Origin of the sequence: Novilysobacter erysipheiresistens (assembly GCF_036663935.1) — a bacterium.
Lineage (GTDB): Bacteria > Pseudomonadota > Gammaproteobacteria > Xanthomonadales > Xanthomonadaceae > Novilysobacter > Novilysobacter erysipheiresistens.
The window spans coordinates 84,611-101,538 of the sequence record NZ_JAXGFP010000003.1 but is presented as its reverse complement, the minus strand read 5'-3'; the positions used below and the strand labels follow the sequence as shown (position 1 = coordinate 101,538).

Annotated in this window: 17 protein-coding genes; 10 read left to right on the top strand and 7 right to left on the bottom strand. The window is 68.4% G+C overall.

Translation table 11 applies throughout. The annotated features are described in order from the left end of the window. Window positions 1–47: 47 nt before the first annotated feature. Together SNE34_RS06520 and SNE34_RS06515 are read left to right on the top strand one after the other, a co-directional pair. On the top strand, window positions 48–320 hold the full coding sequence (locus tag SNE34_RS06520; RefSeq protein ID WP_332615868.1) for a phosphopantetheine-binding protein: 273 nt from the start codon (window positions 48–50) through the stop codon (window positions 318–320). Next, entirely contained in the window at window positions 292–1,044 is a 753-nt protein-coding gene (locus SNE34_RS06515; protein WP_425604469.1) for a COG4648 family protein, read from the top strand. Before SNE34_RS06520 ends, SNE34_RS06515 begins: the two co-directional genes overlap by 29 nt. 42 nt (window positions 1,045–1,086) lie before the next feature. Here SNE34_RS06515 and SNE34_RS06510 read toward each other — a convergent pair whose 3' ends face one another. The 4 genes from SNE34_RS06510 to SNE34_RS06495 form a co-directional block, all read right to left on the bottom strand. Next, window positions 1,087–1,692, bottom strand: coding sequence for a hypothetical protein (locus tag SNE34_RS06510; RefSeq protein WP_332615865.1), 606 nt, complete (start codon window positions 1,690–1,692; stop codon window positions 1,087–1,089). Window positions 1,693–1,762: 70 nt separating this feature from the next. After that, window positions 1,763–2,599 carry a hypothetical protein gene (locus SNE34_RS06505; RefSeq protein WP_332615864.1) on the bottom strand — a complete coding sequence of 279 codons (837 nt, stop codon included), beginning with the start codon at window positions 2,597–2,599 and terminating at the stop codon, window positions 1,763–1,765. Further along, the gene (locus SNE34_RS06500; protein WP_332615862.1) at window positions 2,580–3,395 is read right to left on the bottom strand and encodes a glycoside hydrolase family 19 protein; all 816 of its coding nucleotides are present in this window, start codon (window positions 3,393–3,395) and stop codon (window positions 2,580–2,582) included. Before SNE34_RS06500 ends, SNE34_RS06505 begins: the two co-directional genes overlap by 20 nt. Then, complete coding sequence (locus SNE34_RS06495; RefSeq protein WP_332616502.1) at window positions 3,388–6,357, bottom strand: type VI secretion system Vgr family protein; 2,970 nt, start codon at window positions 6,355–6,357, stop codon at window positions 3,388–3,390. Before SNE34_RS06495 ends, SNE34_RS06500 begins: the two co-directional genes overlap by 8 nt. A 213-nt stretch (window positions 6,358–6,570) precedes the next feature. Between SNE34_RS06495 and SNE34_RS06490 the strand changes: the two genes are divergently transcribed. The 8 genes from SNE34_RS06490 (at window position 6,571) to SNE34_RS06455 (ending at window position 13,429) form a co-directional block, all read left to right on the top strand. Then, window positions 6,571–6,876 (top strand): ApeI family dehydratase, encoded by a 306-nt coding sequence (locus SNE34_RS06490; RefSeq protein WP_332615860.1) that lies wholly within the window; start codon window positions 6,571–6,573, stop codon window positions 6,874–6,876. Then, window positions 6,873–7,874 (top strand): lysophospholipid acyltransferase family protein, encoded by a 1,002-nt coding sequence (locus SNE34_RS06485; RefSeq protein ID WP_332615858.1) that lies wholly within the window; start codon window positions 6,873–6,875, stop codon window positions 7,872–7,874. The genes SNE34_RS06490 and SNE34_RS06485 overlap by 4 nt, the downstream gene beginning before the upstream one ends. Further along, window positions 7,789–8,484: a LolA-related protein gene (locus SNE34_RS06480; protein ID WP_332615856.1), complete on the top strand. Its 696-nt coding sequence runs from the start codon at window positions 7,789–7,791 to the stop codon at window positions 8,482–8,484. The genes SNE34_RS06485 and SNE34_RS06480 overlap by 86 nt, the downstream gene beginning before the upstream one ends. Further along, entirely contained in the window at window positions 8,481–10,850 is a 2,370-nt protein-coding gene (locus tag SNE34_RS06475; RefSeq protein WP_332615855.1) for an MMPL family transporter, read from the top strand. The genes SNE34_RS06480 and SNE34_RS06475 overlap by 4 nt, the downstream gene beginning before the upstream one ends. Beyond that, a complete protein-coding gene (locus SNE34_RS06470) occupies window positions 10,847–11,335 on the top strand; it encodes a hotdog family protein (RefSeq protein ID WP_332615854.1) in 489 nt (162 codons plus the stop codon). Before SNE34_RS06475 ends, SNE34_RS06470 begins: the two co-directional genes overlap by 4 nt. Before the next feature lie 117 nt (window positions 11,336–11,452). Next, the gene (gene fabG / locus SNE34_RS06465; protein WP_332615852.1) at window positions 11,453–12,190 is read left to right on the top strand and encodes a 3-oxoacyl-ACP reductase FabG; all 738 of its coding nucleotides are present in this window, start codon (window positions 11,453–11,455) and stop codon (window positions 12,188–12,190) included. Window positions 12,191–12,294: 104 nt separating this feature from the next. Then, a complete protein-coding gene (locus tag SNE34_RS06460) occupies window positions 12,295–12,789 on the top strand; it encodes a hypothetical protein (protein WP_332615851.1) in 495 nt (164 codons plus the stop codon). 160 nt (window positions 12,790–12,949) lie between these two features. Beyond that, window positions 12,950–13,429, top strand: coding sequence for a hypothetical protein (locus SNE34_RS06455; protein ID WP_332615849.1), 480 nt, complete (start codon window positions 12,950–12,952; stop codon window positions 13,427–13,429). Window positions 13,430–13,569: 140 nt separating this feature from the next. On the opposite strand, the gene SNE34_RS06450 is transcribed toward SNE34_RS06455, so the two are convergent. From SNE34_RS06450 to SNE34_RS06440, 3 genes are read right to left on the bottom strand one after another with little or no spacing between them, the layout of a single operon-like run. Continuing rightward, the gene (locus SNE34_RS06450) at window positions 13,570–15,225 is read right to left on the bottom strand and encodes an NAD(P)/FAD-dependent oxidoreductase (RefSeq protein ID WP_332615848.1); all 1,656 of its coding nucleotides are present in this window, start codon (window positions 15,223–15,225) and stop codon (window positions 13,570–13,572) included. Continuing rightward, complete coding sequence (locus tag SNE34_RS06445; RefSeq protein WP_332615846.1) at window positions 15,222–16,043, bottom strand: glycosyltransferase family 2 protein; 822 nt, start codon at window positions 16,041–16,043, stop codon at window positions 15,222–15,224. Before SNE34_RS06445 ends, SNE34_RS06450 begins: the two co-directional genes overlap by 4 nt. Further along, entirely contained in the window at window positions 16,036–16,836 is an 801-nt protein-coding gene (locus tag SNE34_RS06440) for a beta-ketoacyl synthase chain length factor (protein ID WP_332615845.1), read from the bottom strand. Before SNE34_RS06440 ends, SNE34_RS06445 begins: the two co-directional genes overlap by 8 nt. Window positions 16,837–16,928 lie beyond the last annotated feature (92 nt).

The window sequence follows — 16,928 nt, the reverse complement described above, 5'->3', positions numbered from 1 at the left end:
CCCGCGATCGCCGATTGTTGCCGTTTTCACCGATCCGGAAGTCCAAGATGTCCGCACAAAGCCCCGCCGAGCACGAACTGGCGCAATTGCTGGTCGAAAGCCTGAATCTGGAAGGCGTCGACGCCGCGCAGATCGATCCGGAGGCGCCGCTGTTCGGCGACGGGCTGGGGCTGGACTCGATCGACGCGCTGGAGCTGGCGCTGGCGATCAGCAAGCAATATGGCTTCCAGCTGCGCTCCGACAGCGACGAGAACCGCCGGATCTTCGCCTCGCTGCGTGCGCTTTCGGCGCATGTCGAACAGCACCGGGTCGCGGCCTGATCGCTGGGCTGCCGCCCGTCCGGCCTTACCGTTGAACCCGCTCGTCGCGCTGCGGCTGCTGCTGGCCGTCGCCTACCCGCTGTTGGCGCACTGGGCCAGCGTCGACGGCAGCGGCGTGGTCGCGTTGCTGGCGCTGGCCGACCTGGCGGTAATCGTGCTGCTGCAGCCACTGGCCCGGCCGCGCGGCTGGGCTTGGCTGCTGCTGGCGGCGATCGGCGCGGGCCTGTGGGCGCTGCACGGCAGCAAAGTTCCGGCGCTGCTGTTGCTGGCGCCGCCGGTGGTGTTCACCGCGCTGCTGTCGTGGTGGTTCGGCCGCAGCCTGCGCCCCGGCCGGGTGCCGCTGATCAGCCGGATCGTCTCTGGGCTGGAAGGTTGCGAACCGCCTGCGCTGAAGCCCGAGCTCAAGCACTACACCCGCCGGCTGACACTGATCTGGACCGTGCTGCTGGCCGGCCTTGCGCTGGCCAACGCGGTGCTGGCGCTGATCGCGGTGCCCGACGGCCTGCTCATGCGGCTCGGGTACCCGCCGGTCCTGACCGTCTCGCAGGACGTCTGGTCATGGTTTGCCAACCTGCTCAACTACGGCATCGTCGGCGGCTTCTTCCTCGCCGAGTACGTCTATCGCAAGCGCCGCTTCCCGGGCCGGCCGTATCGCAACTTCCCGGACTTCCTGCGGAGGATGGCGGGGCTGGGGCCGCGGTTCTGGCGGACGTTGTTTGATTGAGACGCGAAGGGTCCCGCGATGCCGCTTGGATCGTCGGTCTAGTCAGTCGTCCGTCAATTCCAGTACGCGAGCGACGTCTTTCGCGGTCTTGACGGAAAATTCAACTTCGTGCCCATTGCGTATTCCATCAAAGCCCTCGCCGAGGCGTTTTTCGATGTCGGTGAGTCGCTTTAGCCCGCCGCTCTCCGGCGCAATTTCCTGATCGAAAACATAAGTGCGATAGAGGTTGCCTGAGGTGTCCAGTCCAGGATGGCTAATGCGCCATTTGGTGAGCACGAACATTTCTCTATCGAGGTCGGCGTCGGCGTTTCTAAACAACACAGACTCCACAACAGGAAGGCCGCCTTCAGGAAGTATGGTGCCGATGAACATCAAACGCTCATTACGAGCGTTTGTGAAATATATCTCTACGTGCTTGTCTTCGCTTTCTCCGACATAGAGAAAATGGATGTCAGAGCATTCGCCGAACAACGAAAATCGAACTGTTGTATGGGCGCTCTCTATGGCGGTCTCGAGATGCTTTTGAGCCCAGCTGGAAGTCGCGACAATGCCTAGCAGAACGCCTGCTAACGCACGCCTAGTTGCCATCGCAAGCTTCATCAAAACCCTTACTCTGCCGCGCTTGGAACTCGCTTGCTGGGATTGCATGCACGCAGTTGTATTCGATGGTGGCGGACTCGGCGGTTGCTGAGGGCATTGAGATGCTTTTCGAATTCGGCTATCTCTCTCTATATCTATCACACTGGTGGGTCGCCGCCTGCTGAAGGTTGCCTAGTTGGTAAGCTCGCACCCAGCCTTCGTTGCCGGAAGCATCACGCACCAGCACCCATTCCTGTCCGCTGCTGTCCTGCACCGCAACGTCGAGAACAATCGCGCGACCACTCGCTCTGTGTGCCTGACCGCCCCTCGGAGCATTTGCCAGCATCGTGTTGGTAGTTAGCTCCACTTGGGCCGCGCCGCACTGAGGTAGTCCGCGAAAGACAATGAATTGTTCCGCCGGCCTAGACAGTCTTTGCTTATATCGACTGAAATCGTGAGTCAACGCCTCCTCACGCGTCACCCAGCGAAAGACGCCAGCTCCATCCGTGGCATGGGTCGACGCGTGGGTATATGGTCCGTCACGAACCATCGACGACAGCCTGCCTAGCTCATCAAGACTGGGATTACAGATCAACTCCTCGTATCGGGAAAGTGTTCCATTTCCCGACAACCAAAGCTCGTAGCAGCTGCCCCCGCCGGTGCTGGACAGTTCAACAAGCACATCACTGATGTCGTCGCTGGTCACGTCTCCTACCAGGGCGTGGACACGCTCAAAATCGACCCCCGAGAGACGCGAAACATCTTCCTCGTCAATCGCGTAGACATATCCGCGGATAAGCCGTAAGTACATGCGTCGCCCGTCCTCGATGGGAACCTCGACACCGGCCTCTGTAATCGGAAATCGACGGAGTTTTTTATCTGCAAGATTGGCGCCGGAACTTTCAGCGACGGGTTGATTGGCGCATGCGGTAAACAGGACAACGCCGAGGAGCAGACTACGCTTCATCACGCTCACCAAAGTACTTCCTCCAAATTACCGGGCCGTTACGGGTGCGATTCAAGGCGCTCGCCGAGAACTTGTAGGTACTGAAATCCAAGGAGCCATATTTCAGGCACTGCGCCACATCGAATGCTCGCGCCAGTTCCTGCAGCATCGTCAGTCGCTCGGAATAATGATTGAAACCTCCGTTAACTCCCATCGTCGCCCAGACGAAGTCATTCGACTTGGCGCGGGGGGAAAGGTCGCCCCAGGCAGATCCGTGTCGCCAGTACCAACAGGAAGAGTCGACTGCAACCGACAGATCGGCCGCGACTATCTCGGGGTTGCTGACGCAGTCAATGCCGGCGTGTTCTGAGTATTTCCGGTAATTGTGATCGTGGGTAAGCTGTATAAGTCCCCGTCCATGGTACTCGGCGCCTCCGCTATAGTTGTCCCATCCCGATGGATGGCTGCCATCCCGGTTCCGGTACTCTTCTGTGGTTCGTAGTCGATCCGATTCAATCGCGACTTGCGCAAGAAAGTGCGCCTTGTCGATACACGATGCGATTCCGTACGACTTCATTGAAACATTCAAATGGCCCAGAAATTCGCCCATCTCAGTACCGGCCAGACCGTGTGACGACGCAGAGAACAAGCTTTCGGAGCCAAGATTGCTAAAGCCATCGAGAAGTTCGTCGAGGGAAATATCGCGGTCACATGCACACGCCGGAATCGTAACAACCACTTCCGGCTCTTGTGTCTCGGGAGCAAGCCGCACCATGCCTTCCCAGGCGTCTCCGTGCTTCTTGAGCTTGATGCCGGTTTCAGCCATTAGACCCTTCCTTGGCGAGGAGGCGCACCTTCACACTCTCCGGGGAGACCCCTTTCTGTAGTGGAATCCGTCCCTGCTCGTCGGTTGCCCCGGTGAGCTTTGCTCCGTCCGCTCGAACAAGTTCGTAGCGATAGCCCGCTGCCGGCGTTCCGGCGGGGAGTTGCACGCGCAAGTGTCGATGAAACTGCGACCTTGGCCATGAGTTCATCTCACGGGACAGCTGCGCCGGCCCCACAAACGACTTCTTCCCCGCATGCACCGTGATGTTTCCGGGGCAGGCCACGCTGATGTTGCCGCCTTCGATGGTGATGCTCGCGCCGCCTTCGGTGGCCAGGTGGACGGTCTTGCCGGCGGCCAGTTCGACTTCGGCGTTGGCGCTGATGAGCTTCAGCTGGTCCTTTGCCTGCAACTTGGCGCTGTCGTGCTGGGCCTGCAGGATCAGTTCGCCCTCGGCGCTGACCAGGGCCAGGCTGTGGGCGGCGGCGGGCTCTTTTGATTCCACCGCGCCGGCGAGCCAGCCGATGGCTTGGCCGGTGTGGATGCGCAGGTTGCCGGCGACAGCAAAGTTGCTGGCCTGGCCGCTGGCGAGGGTCAACGTTTCGCCGACGCTCCAGTGCAGGCTCTGGCCGGCGACCAGGCCGATCCCGGCCGGGGCGGTCAGGCCGAGGATGGCGTCGCCGCTGTGGGGGATGCGGTCCTTGCCGGCGGCGGGCTTGCGGTTGGGGGCGTCGGCTTCGGCCACCGGGTAGGCGCTGCCGTCGACCACGGTCTTGGTGCTGGTCAGTAGCGCCTTGAGCGGCGATTGGTCGTCGATCAGGCGCGACTGGTTGGGCTTGGCTTCGCCCTGATGGGCGGCCAGCTTGACCGTCAGGTGGGTGCCGGCGATGTCGCTGAAGGCCTGGCCCAGTTGCGCGGCCTGTTGCAACAGCGCGGTGGCGGCGAGTTGCTCGCCGGCCGGGGCCTCGGGGTCGTTGCCGTAGGCGCTGACCCACAGGCCGCGCTGGCCGCGGACCGCGCCCCACTGGTCGGTGCGCAGCTCGAAGCCTTCGCCGCGGAAGCTGCCGCGGAAGTTGTCGGCTTGGTGGATCAGATGGCCGAGGTTGAGCTCGGTTGCGCCGTGGGTGGTCGCCAGTTGCAGCCGCAGTTGGCCGTCGCTGTCATCGAACACGAGCCGGTTGTGGCCGGCGCCGCCAAACTCCTTGGACTTGAAGCCCGACAGCGCGGCCGGATTGCGATGGCCGGCGTCGTCCCCGCTCATGCCGTGCCAGGCCGGGGCATTGCCGCCGGTGCTGTTGGCCTGGGCGCTTGGACGGTGGTCGCCGGCTTGGCCGTACGACTCGTTGCCGTCCTGGCCCGACGCGGGTGCGCCGCCGGGGGTGGCGGCGATGCCGGCTTCGCCCTGGCCGTTGTAGAGGCTGCCGACGATCACCGGACGGTCGATATCGCCATCAAGGAAGCCGACCAGCACTTCCTGGCCGATCCGCGGCAGGAACTGGCTGCCGACGCCGGGGCCGGCGTAGCGCTGGCTCATGCGCAGCCAGCAGCTGTGGTTGGCGCTGGCGCCGTCGGCCTCAGCCTGCCAGTGGAAGCGGACCTTGATCCGGCCGAGCGCGTCGCTATGCAACTCGCCGGCGCTGGCGCCGTCGGCGCCGACCACGACCGCGCTCTGGTAGCCCGGCGCGGTCGGCCGTGGGTTGAGGAGCGCGCCGGTCTGGTCGCTGAGCACCGGCCGCCATGGCAGGGTGCGCGGCACCGCGGTGAAGGCGTTGCCGTAGCCGACCGCGGCGGCGCGGGCCTGCACCGCGGCCCAGGTGGTGCGCGGCAGGCCGGCGACCGGACCGGCACCGGCGTCGCCGAGCAGGCGCGTGGCGCCGTCACGGACGGTATCGGGAAGGTTGTTGATGCCGGCCTGTTGGACGGCGACCAGCAGCAGTTCGTCGGGCGGCGCCTCGCCGTCTGCGGGGGCGTCGGTGACGGCGAACCATTGGCCGGCGCGGAAACTGCGCACGCTGGACTGGCCGAGCCACTGGGTGGCCTGGGCGGCGCGGGCCTCGCCGATCAGTTCGGCGTAGCGGCTGGCCCCCATCCGGTCGACGAAGGCGTAGGCGCCGGACGGGTCGTACACCTCCAGCATCGCGGCGGTGTCGGCCGCGTCGCCCAGCGGCAGGCTGGCACTGAGGCAGTGGGTCTTGTAGTCATGGCTGAGCAGGGTCAGCGCGGTCGACTCGATGCCGTACACGGTGCCGAGCGCCTGGATGGTGTCGCTGGACTCGGTGGCATCGCTGCGGTGGAAGCGGATGCCGAGGCCGGCTTCGGCGGTGGCGTCCTGTGGCCCCTGGTCGCTGGCCGCGAACAGCACCATCAGGTGGTCGCCGGGTGCGTCGGCGGACTCTTCGAGTCGCCAGCCCAGGCCTTCTTCGGCGAGCAGGCGGCTGATGAAGTCGAAATCGGACTCGCGATATTGGCAGGTGTAGCTGCGCGGCGGCACCTGCGACAGGAACGGCGCGACCTCGTCGCCGACCTGCCAGCTCGCCAGCGGCGTGTAGTCGGCGAACACCGCCTCGACGATCTCGATGACGGTCCTGTCCTGGAACACCCGGCTGTGCCGGCCCTGGCTCAGCAGCCAGGTCCACGACACCAGGGTCAGGCGGTAACGGGCCAGGCCGCCGTCGGAGCCAACGCACTCGGCTTCGCGGACCAGGCCGCTGCGCGGGGTGCGGCGACCGTCGGCGCCGCGGGTCAGCAGGGTCGCGCGTTTGCCGAGCAGTTCGTCCAGTGGCAGTCGGGCATCGGTCGAGAGCAGGTCGACCTTCCATTCGAAGCCGGCCGACAGCGACTCCCAGCCCTGCCAGCGCTCCACGGTGAGGGTGCCGGCGGCGAGGCCGTCGAGCTCGAAGGCATACAAGCGTTCGGCATCGGTGTAGCGGGCCAGCGCCGCCAGGACCGAGTGCATCGCATCCATGAGGTTCATCTGTCGCTCCTTGACGGGTGTTGCGAACACTTCCTGTGTCACCCGTGCCCTGTGCGGGCAGGCGGGTACTGCGCGCCTATGGTAGCCGCAAAGTTTGCCAGCCGCTGCCCGGCAAGGGCCGCTGGCGGGCGGTTGCGGGCGACGGTACCGCTGCTGGCTTATCCTTGCGGCCCGTGTCGCCGCCCGTTGCCGCTCGTGCCCTCGATGTCCTTCGTTATCGCCGCCGCCCATCCGAGCCTGCCCGGGCATTTCCCCGGCCGGCCGCTGGTGCCCGGCGTGGTGGTGCTGGACCGGGTGCTCGATGCGATCGAGGCGCACGCCGGCGTCGCCCTGGGTGCACTGCAGCTGCCGCAGGTCAAGTTCCTGCAGCCGTTGCTGCCGGGTGAGGCGGCGCGGGTCGAGCTTGGCGGCGAGGCGCCGCGCTGGCGGTTCAAGGTCTGGCGTGGCGACACGCTGCTGGCCAGTGGCGAAGTGGTCGCCGGGGACGTGGCCTCCGGAGAGTTGGCGTGAGCGGCGACTGGAAGCAGCGGCCCGAGGGCGGCGGCTGGTTCGCGATCTGGCTGATCCGCACGATCGCGCGGCGCGGCGGGCGCAAGATCGCGCGGCTGCTGCTGCCGCCGATCACGCTGTACTTCCTGATCGTGCGCGGGCCGGAGCGTCGCGCCTCGCGCGCCTACCTCGGCCGCGTGTTCGGGCGTCCCGCGCGCCTGCTGGAAGTCGCCCGCCATATCCACAGCTTCGCCGCGACCATCCTCGATCGGGTGTTCATGCTCAGCGGCCAGATGCAGCGGTTCGAGGTGCGGATGGACGGGCTGGCCGCGGTCCACGAGCAGATCGATCGCGGCCGGGGCGTGTTGATGTTCGGCTCGCACCTGGGCAGCTTCGAGGTGTTGCGTGTGCTCGCACGGCAGCGTCCCGACGTGACCGTGCGGGTGGTGCTCGACAAGGCCCACAACCCGGCGATGACCCAGCTGCTGGACGCGCTCAACTCGGAGATCGCGCGCACGGTGATCGACGCCGGCCAGGACGGGCCGTCGATCGTGCTGGCGATCCAACAGGCGACCGACGCCGGCGCGCTGGTGGCGCTGCTGGTCGATCGCGCCCATCCGGGGCAGCCGTCGCAGGCGGCGACGTTCCTCGGCGACAGCGCGCGCTTCCCGGTCGCGCCGTGGCTGATCGCGGCGGCGCTGAAGGTGCCGGTGGTGCTGGCGTTCGGGCTGTACCGCGGCGGCCGTCGCTACGACCTCGCGTTCGAGGTGTTCAGCGAGGGCATCGAGATGCCGCGGCCGCAGCGCAGCGCGATGCTGGCTGAACTGGTGCAGCGTTATGCCGGGCGGTTGCAACACCATGCACGCAGCGCGCCGTACAACTGGTTCAACTTCTATGACTTCTGGCAAGGCAACGATGATGCGATCACTCCCCATGCCGTCGACGGGCGTGCTGCTGGCGGGCGTGCTGTTGGCGATGGCCACGCCGGGCCACGCGCGGCCGCTGCCCGCCGCGCCTGAGCAGGCCCGCGCTGACGGCGCGGCCGCCGCGGTCGAGGCCGACTGGATCCTCGACAAGCTGGCGCGGCCGGCGCCGATGCGCACCGCGTTCGTCGAATTGCGCGAGTCGCGCCTGCTGAAGAATCCGCTGCGGCTCAGCGGCGAGTACCGCCGTCCGGCCGACGACGTGCTGGTGCGCGAAGTGCGCGCGCCGTACGCCGAAACCACCACCATCCACGCCGGCGAAGCGACGATCGAACGCGCCGCCAAGTCGCCGCGCACGTTCTCGCTGTCGCGCGCGCCCGAACTGGCCGGGCTGCAGGCGAGCTTCGGCGCGCTGCTGTCGGGCGACCGCGCCGGCCTCGCCGAGCACTACACGATCGACAGCGACGGCAGCCGCCAGCGCTGGACCCTGACCCTGGTGCCGAAACACGCCGAACTCGCCGCGCAACTCCGCGACATCGTCCTGTACGGCCGCGGCGCCGAGTTGCGTTGCATCGAGACCCGCACCCCGGATGCCGCCGAGCCGCAGCGCACCCTGCTGGCCGGGGCCGCGCGCGCGGCCGCCGAGGTCGACGATGCCGCCGGGTTCGCCGCGCTGTGCCACGGCGACGGCGCGACCACGCAATGACGCCATCGCAGTCGCCGGGACCCGGCCGGGATTCCCGCCGTCGCCTCGTCCTCGCGCTCAGCTGGCTGGCGTTGCTGCTGCTGGCCGCCTGGTGGATCGCGCCGCGACTGCAACTTTCCGGCGACCTGCGCAAGTTCATGCCGAGCGCGCAGACCCCGGCGCAGAAGCTGCTGATCGACGAACTCGGCGAAGGCCCGGGTTCGCGGCTGTTGCTACTGGCACTGTCCGGCGCCGACGCCGAAACGCTGGCAACGCAATCGACGGCGTTGCGCGAGGCGCTCGCCGCCGACACGCGTTTCGTGCTGGTCGCCAACGGCGGCGAAGCCGGGCTCGAGGCGATCCCCGACCGCCTGCGTCCGTACCGCTACCTGCTGTCGTCGACGCTCGACACCGAAAGTTTCGACGCCGACTACCTCGGCGCCCAGCTCGACGCGCGGGTGCAGGACCTCGGCTCGCCCGTGGCGGCGTTGATCGAGCCGTTGCTGCCGGCCGACCCGACCCTGGAAACGCTGGTACTGGCCGAGAGCTGGCAACCGGAGACCGCACCGCAACGCCTGCACGGGGTGTGGTTCGACGCCGCCGGCGAGCGCGCGCTGCTGGCGGTACAGACGCATGCGGCCGGGTTCGATCCGACCGGCCAGCAGCAGGCGGTCGCGGCGATCGAGACGGCGTTCGCCAACGCCCGTGGCGACAGCTCGTCGGCCCTGACGATGACCGGCCCCGGCGTGTTCTCGGTCGAGGTCGGCGGCCGCACCGCGCGCGAGGCCGGCCGCATCGGCACGCTCGACAGCGTGCTGTTCGCGCTGCTGCTGGCGCTGGCCTATCGCAGCTGGAAGGCGCCGCTGCTGGGCGCGTTGCCGCTGGCCAGCGGTGGCCTGGCCGGACTGGCCGCGGTCGCGCTGGGTTTCGACGGCGTGCATGGAATCACCGTCGCGTTCGGCTTCACCCTGATCGGGGTCGCGCAGGACTACCCGATCCATCTGTTCAGTCACCAGCGCCCGGGGCTGTCGCCGTGGGCCAGCGCGCGCGCGTTGTGGCCGACCCTGGGCACCGGCGTGCTCGCGACCTGCATCGCCTACCTGACCTTCATGCTGTCCGGGGTCGACGGCCTGCGTCAGCTCGCGGTGTTCACCATCGCCGGTCTCGGCACCGCCGCGCTGGCGACCCGCTTCCTGCTGCCGGGCCTGATCGACCCGGCGCCGCGCGATGTCGCCGACCTGCCATGGCTGGCGCGCGCGTGGTCGCGGCTGGCGCGTTGGCCACGACTTGGCGTGGCCGGCGGACTGGCGATCGCGGCGTTGGCGATCGCGGTGGCGACGTTCGCACCCAAGCCGTTCTGGCAGAACGACCTGTCGAAGCTGACCCCGGTGCCGGCCGACGCGCTCGCCGAGGATGCGCGGCTGCGCCACGAACTCGGCGCGCCCGACGTGCGTTACCTGATCACGCTGCACGGAAGCGACACGCAAGCGGTGTTGCGCGCGTCGGAACAGTTGCTGCCGGCGCTGCGCGAGTTGCGTGCCAAAGGCGCGGTCGCCGGTTTCGACCTCGCCGCGCGCTACCTGCCCAGCGCCGCGACCCAGCGCGCGCGGCAGGCGGGTTTGCCCGATGCCGGGGCGTTGCGGGCGTCGCTGGAGACCGCGGTCGCCGCCAGCCCGTTCCGCGCCGACGTGTTCGCGCCGTTCCTCGCCGATGTCGAGGCGGCACGCACGGCCGCCCCGTTGACCGCCGACGATCTCGCCGGCACCGCGCTGGCGACCCGCGTCGATGGCCTGCTGTTGCGCGATGACAGGCGTGCCACCGCGCTGGTCGCGCTCAGTGGGCTGGCCGATCCGGCCGCGGTCGCCGCGGTTGCGACGCATCACGGCGCGCAACTGCTCGACCTCAAGCAGGCATCCGAGTCGCTGGTCGCCGAATACCGGGTGCGCCTGCTGTGGGCGCTGGCGCTGGCCGCGCTGTTGCTGCTGGCGGTGGTGTGGGCGTCGCTGCGCGTGCCGCGGCGGGTGTTGCGCGTGCTGGCGCCAATGGCGTTGACCACGCTGCTGGTGCTGGCGGTGCTGCGCGCGGTCGGGGTCGAACTGAACCTGTTCCACCTGGTCGCGCTGATCCTCGCCGCCGGCCTCGGCCTCGACTACGCATTGTTTTTCGACCACGCCGGCGACGACCGCGACAGTCAGCTGCGCGCGTTGCACGCGATCATCGTCTGCAGCGCGATCACCCTGCTGGTGTTCGCGTTGCTGGCGACCTCCAGCATCCCGGTGTTGCGTGCGATCGGCAGCACGGTCGCGCTCGGGGTCTTGGGCAACTTCGTGCTGGCGCTGCTGATCGTGCGGCGGCCGGCGCTGCACGCCGTAAATGCATCGCCATGAGCGATCGCGAGGCGAATCGGCCGTCCCCGTCATCCAGCGTTCGAACCGGACCGTCCGGGCGCGAGCGGATCGCCGCCTTGATCCCGCACCAGGGCGAGATGTGCCTTTGGGACGAGGTGGTGGAGTGGGACGCGAGCAGCATCCGCCTGCGCACTCGTCGTCATCGCGATCCGGCCAACCCGCTGCGTAGCGGCCATCGCCTGCGCGCCGTGCACCTGTGCGAATACGGTGCGCAGGCGATGGCGGTACACGGCGGCCTGCGCGCAGGCGAGGGTGGCGGCGTGGCGCGCCCCGGCGTGCTGGTTGCGCTGCGCGGAGTGAAATTGATGGTCGCCCGCATCGACGACCTGGCCGGCGAAATCGAATGCACGGCGCAGGTGCTGGTCGAGGGCGAATCCGGCCAGCAGTACGCGTTCCGCATCTGCCACGCCGATACGTTGCTGGCCGAAGGGCGCGCCGCGGTGATCCTGCTGCCAGCAAAGTAACTCCAAGTCTTTGTAGGAGCGGCTTTAGCCGCGATCTAAAATCGGCGCGGGCGGACGACTCCACGATCGCGGCTAAAGCCGCTCCTACAATGGCGCCAGTATCCACGGGAATACGCCATGACCGACAACACCACCCCCCGCCGCGCCCTCGTCACCGGCGGCAGCGGCGACCTCGGCAGCGCGATCTGCATGCAACTGGCGACCGACGGCCTGCATGTGATCGTCCATGCCAACGCCAACCGCGCCCGTGCCGACGCGGTGGTCGCCGCAATCCACCACGTGGGCGGCAGCGCCGAGGCAGTCGCGTTCGATGTCGCCGACGGCGATGCCAGCCGCGCCGCGATCGAGGCCTTGCTGCAGGACGGTCCGATCCAGGTCGTGGTCAACAACGCCGGCATCCACGACGACGCGCCGATGGCCGGCATGAGCGATGCGCAGTGGAAGCGGGTGATCGACGTCTCGCTGCACGGCTTCTTCCACGTCACCCAGCCGCTGCTGCTGCCGATGGCGCGCACGCGCTGGGGCCGGATCGTCAGCGTGTCGTCGGTGGCGGCTGTGCTCGGCAACCGCGGCCAGGTCAACTACGCCGCGGCCAAGGCCGCCCTGCACGGCGCCAGCAAGTCGCTGGCGCGCGAGATGGCCAGCCGCGGGATCAGCGTGAATGTGGTCGCGCCGGGGGTGATCGAAGGGCGCATGGCCAGCGAAGCGTTCCCGCCGGATCTCATCAAGCAGACCGTGCCGGCCGGCCGCGCAGGGCGCGCCGAAGAAGTCGCCGCACTGGTCGGCTTCCTGTGTTCGGATGTCGCCGGCTACATCAACGGCCAGGTGATCGGGATCAACGGCGGCATGGGCTGAGTCGCTGGCCACGCGGCAAGCGGCTAAAGTTGCACCGCCGCGTCGCGGCCCGGATCCGCATCGCGGGCCGGTCATGGACAGAACGTTTCCGGGGGAGACAACACATGCGCCATCCAATCGGCCTGACGGCCGCCTTCATCGCCGTGCTCGCCAGCGGCACCGCCGCCGCCAGCGGCATCCAGTTGCAGAAGCCGGTGCCGTACGCGGCCGACAACGACATCTCCGATGCAATCAAGGACGAGTGCAAGATCAACGAGCAGCTCGCCGATTTCGTCAAGCAGTATTCCAGTGAGCCGGTCGAGCTGGTCAGCGGGCCGGTCGATACCGGCAGTGGCCGGGTGCTGCAACTGGAAATCGTCGACGCGGTGAGCATGGGCAACGCCTGGCTCGGCCACCAGAAGTTCACCAAGGTCAGCGGCACGCTGTTCGAGGACGGCGCTGAAGTCGCCAGCTTCAGGGGACGGCGAAATTCGATGGGCGGGGCGTTTGCCGGCTTCAAGGGCTCGTGTTCGGTGCTGGGGCGCACGGTCGAGGTGCTCGGTGAGGACATCGCCGGCTGGCTGGCCGCGCCGGAGGATGGCGCCACCCTGGGCGACTGAGCCCGATCGGTAATCGTGACTGACGACGGCGCCTCAGGGCGCCGTCTCTTTTCGGCCGGTGGTGGCGTTCACCTGCCGCTGCCGTCCGCGGCGCGACAATCGCGACGATGACTGCCTGGCTTGATCGCCGCCATCGGTGATCCGAACGGAGGACCCGCTCATGCGACTGGCTCCCAAGCGATTGATTCCCGCATTCGTGCTGGGGCTTGCCCTCGCCGCCACCGCCGGCTGCGCCAGCACGTCCCGCTACATGATCGGCGAGGCCCGTCCGGCGGTCGCGCCGGAACAGGTGCGGGTGTACTTCGCGCCGCCGCCGGGGCGCTACGAGGAGATCGCGGTGCTGGAGACTTCCAGCGGCAGCTTCACCTACGGCGAGCAGAACAAGATGGACGAGGTGGTCGGCAAGCTGCGCGTCGCCGCCGCCGAACTCGGCGCCAACGGCGTGCTGTTCCAGGATAGCGCCCAGGGGTATGGCGGCAGCAGCGTCGGGATCGGCGTCGGCGGTGGCAGCTTCGGCGGCAGCAGCCACGTCGGCGGCGGGGTCGGGATCAGCATCAGTCCGAGCCGCAAGCACGCGCGCGGGATCGCGGTGTATGTGCTGGATCCGCCGCCGGTGGGGGCGCAACCGCCGGTGGATTGAGGGCGCTGGCGTCGGGCATGCTCTTGTCCGGCCCGCCGCAATCGCCTGCTTTTTGTAGGAGCGGCTTTAGCCGCGATGTGGAGTCCGACGAGCGATCAAGCCTGTGATCGCGGCTGAAGCCGCTCCTACACGGGAGCAGGTCAGGCGAGCGCTTCGGCTGCACCGTACCAGTGCGGTTCCAGTAATTCTTCACCGGCGTCGACTCCGACGAGCAATTCGGCCAGGCCATGATCGGCGATCGCCGGATGCCGCGCGCGCGCGTGCGCCAGGAGCTGCGCCGCCAGTCGTTCCATCAACGCTACGTTGGCCTGTAGTCGCGCGACCAGGGTGTCGTCGTCGAGGCGGTCATTGAGGGCGCGGTTGAGTTCGTGGAACCAGTCGATCCGGTACTGGTCGAGGTTACGCGCGTCCAGCGGGCCGGCGCGGTCGTCATCGAGCGCCGCGTTGTGCTCGCCCCATTCGCGCAGCAGCGGCTGCAACGCGCGGTTGAGCGCTTCGGCGCGGCCGAACACCGGGCGCAGGCGGCCGAGCAGCGGCAGCGCGCTGAGGCGCTCGCCGAAGTACAGCGGCGCCAGCAACGCCCAGTAGAAGGTGTAGTCCCAGATCACCTTCAGCGGCATCACCGCGGCGTCGCCGAACAGCGCGTACTGGCCGCGGAACAGGCTCAGGGTGTTCTGATAGAACGAGAAATACAGCTGTTGGTAGATCGCCGCGTGCGGCGCCAGCGGTTGGCCGGCGCGGTCGCGCTCGATCAGTTCGCAGATGTAGCCATTGCTGATCGCGATGAAGTCGCTGCCGGGCGAGTAGAACGGGTCGAGGAACAGCCCGGCCTCGCCGGTCAAGGCCCAGCGATCGGGCGAGAACACCTGCTTGCAGCCGTACGAGAAGTCGCGCAGGAAGCGGAAGTCCTGCAGGCCGTGGCCGCCCTGCTCGAGTGCCTCGGCGACGCGCGGCTGGTGCTCGGCCAGCCAGGCCATTGCCTTCTCAAAGCTGTTCATCGTCGCCAGCGGGTGCAGCGCCGGGTCGCAGACGATCCCCAGCGAATGGGCGCCGGAGGCCAGCGGGATCAGCCACGCCCAGTAACCCGGACCGCACATGTGGTTGGTCGAGCGCCAGCGATCGGGCGGGGTGCAGCGGTGGCGCCAGTGGGCGTCGTCGGACCAGTCGTTCGGGTCGATATGGCCGTCGACCCGCCACCACACCGCATTGATGTCGTGGTCGTTGGTTTCGGCGAGGTCGAGCTTGCGCTTGAGCACGCCGGCGCGGCCGCTGGCGTCGACCAGCCAGCGCGCATGCAGCACCCTGGATTCGCCGCCGTACTCGAACCGCAGCGTGTGCGCCGCGTCGCCGTCGCCGATATCGACGCCGCGCACGGTCGAGCCGTCGCGGAAGTCGACGCCGAGCGCGCGCGCGTGCTCGCCGAGGAAGTTCTCGAAGCGGCCGCGGTCGAGCTGCCACGACGGCGTCGGCAGCAGCGCGCTGACCCCGATCTCGGTGCAGCGGTCGACTTCGCGGCGCCCTTCGCTGAAGAAGAAACGGAAACCGAACTTGCGCACCTGCTCGGCGTCCAGGTGCTCGCGCAGGCCGAGCACGTGGGCGAAATAATGACCGCCGATCTCGACCGTCGATTCGCCGACCTTGAACGCCGCCTCGCGCACCGGATGGACGTTGCGCTCCAGTACCGTCACCCGCAGGTGAGGGTCGCGCCGGCGCAGCTGGATCGCCAGGCTCAACCCGGCCAGGCCGCCGCCGAGGATCGCGACGTCGATGTCGGCATCTGGATGTGGAGCGCTCATCGCGGGCTCGCCGATTGCGGCGCGGGCACGGCGCTGGCGAACTCGCCGCTGGGGTCGTCGACCAGCGCCGGGTTGGCGCGGATGCTGCGGTACACCGCCGGGATGCCGCCGCGGCGGAACACCCCGCGCACGACATGGCCGGTGATCCGGCTGAAGTCGCGCCACGGCTTGAAGTGGCTGGCGCGGAACTCCTCGTCGGTGTGCACGCAGGCATAGCGTGACTCGATCGGCACCGACACGCAGCGGGTGCCGAGCTGTTGCGCGGCGGAGATCAGGATCTGCGCCTCGAACACGAAATCCTCGCCGGGCACGTCGGTCAGTGCGGCGACCGCGGCCGGGTACAGGCGCTGGCCGCTCTGGGTGTCGGCGATCTGGTAGCCGGTGCCCCAGGCGATGCCCCAGTCACCGAACGCGTTGGCCAGTCGCCGGTAGCGCGGCTGCTGCGCGCGCTTGCGCAGGCGCGCGCCGATCACGATATGGCCGGGATGGCGGCCGGCGGCGTCGAGCAGGCGCGGGATGTCGCTGGCCAGGTGCTGACCGTCGCCGTCCATCGTCAGCACGCCCTTGAAACCGCGGCGCAAGGCCTCGGCGAAACCGTCGCGCAGGCTGGCGCCCTTGCCGCGGCGCTGCGGGTGGCGCAGCAGCACGATCGGCAGGTCGGCGATCTGCGCCACGGTGTCGTCGTCGGAACCATCGTCGATCACGATCACATTGGCGCATTCGGCCAGCGCGCCCTCGACCACGCCGCGGATGCGCAGCGCTTCGTTGAGGGCGGGGATCACTACCGCGATGTTGTTGCGGTCCATGCGTTCAGTCATGCGCGACGACTCCAGAATCGATCGTGATCCGCAACCGCCGTCGCGGCCCGGCCTTGAGCACGACCAACGGGCGGTCGGTGGCGAACGCATCGAACAGCGGCAGCATCGGCGCCATTGCATTGCCGGCCGCCTGCCGTGCCAGCACGCCGCTGGCGGGCTCGACCTCGCCGTCGTCGAACTCGACGCGCAACCGCGGGCCGGCTGCCGAGGCGCTGCGCGACAGCACCAGCGCGGCGCCGAGCAATCCCTCGCTGCGCGACACCGCGGCCAGCGGTCCGGCCGAGGCGCCGTCGTAACCGACCAGCAGCACCGCCTCGCTGCCGGCCGACAGCTGCACCAGCGCCTCGACCAGGCCTTGGGCGAACGTCGCGTCGAACGCGCTGATCGCGGTCGCCGGCTGCATCGCGCCGGTGCCGATGGTCCAGTACCCGGCCGCGGCGTTGTGCACCGAGTTGTGGAAGCGGGTCGGCGAGATCGCCTGCGGTTGCGCGGCCAGGGTCGCGCACATGTAGTCGGTGATCGGCAGCTCGCCGTGCATCGAGGCGAACACCGACGGCAGTGTCGCCGGGTCACGGCCGGCGGCCTGGCAGGCGGCCAGCGCGACTTCGAGCGCGACCGCGACCGTGTCCGGCGCGCGCCGGCGTTCGTTTGGCGCCAGCAGTTGCGGCGACGGCCGCGCCGGCGCGACATCGGCCAATGCACCGCTGGCGACGAACGCGCGCGCGGCTTCCCACGACGGCAAATCGCGGCTCCAGAAACCGATGCCTTCTATGGTGGCGGCGAGCTGAGTCATGTGGACATTTCAACGGCGGTGTTGCGTGTATTCGGCCGGCCCGGTCGTAGGAGCGAAGTGGGTCGCAAACGCGCAGGCAATCGGGAGGTCGG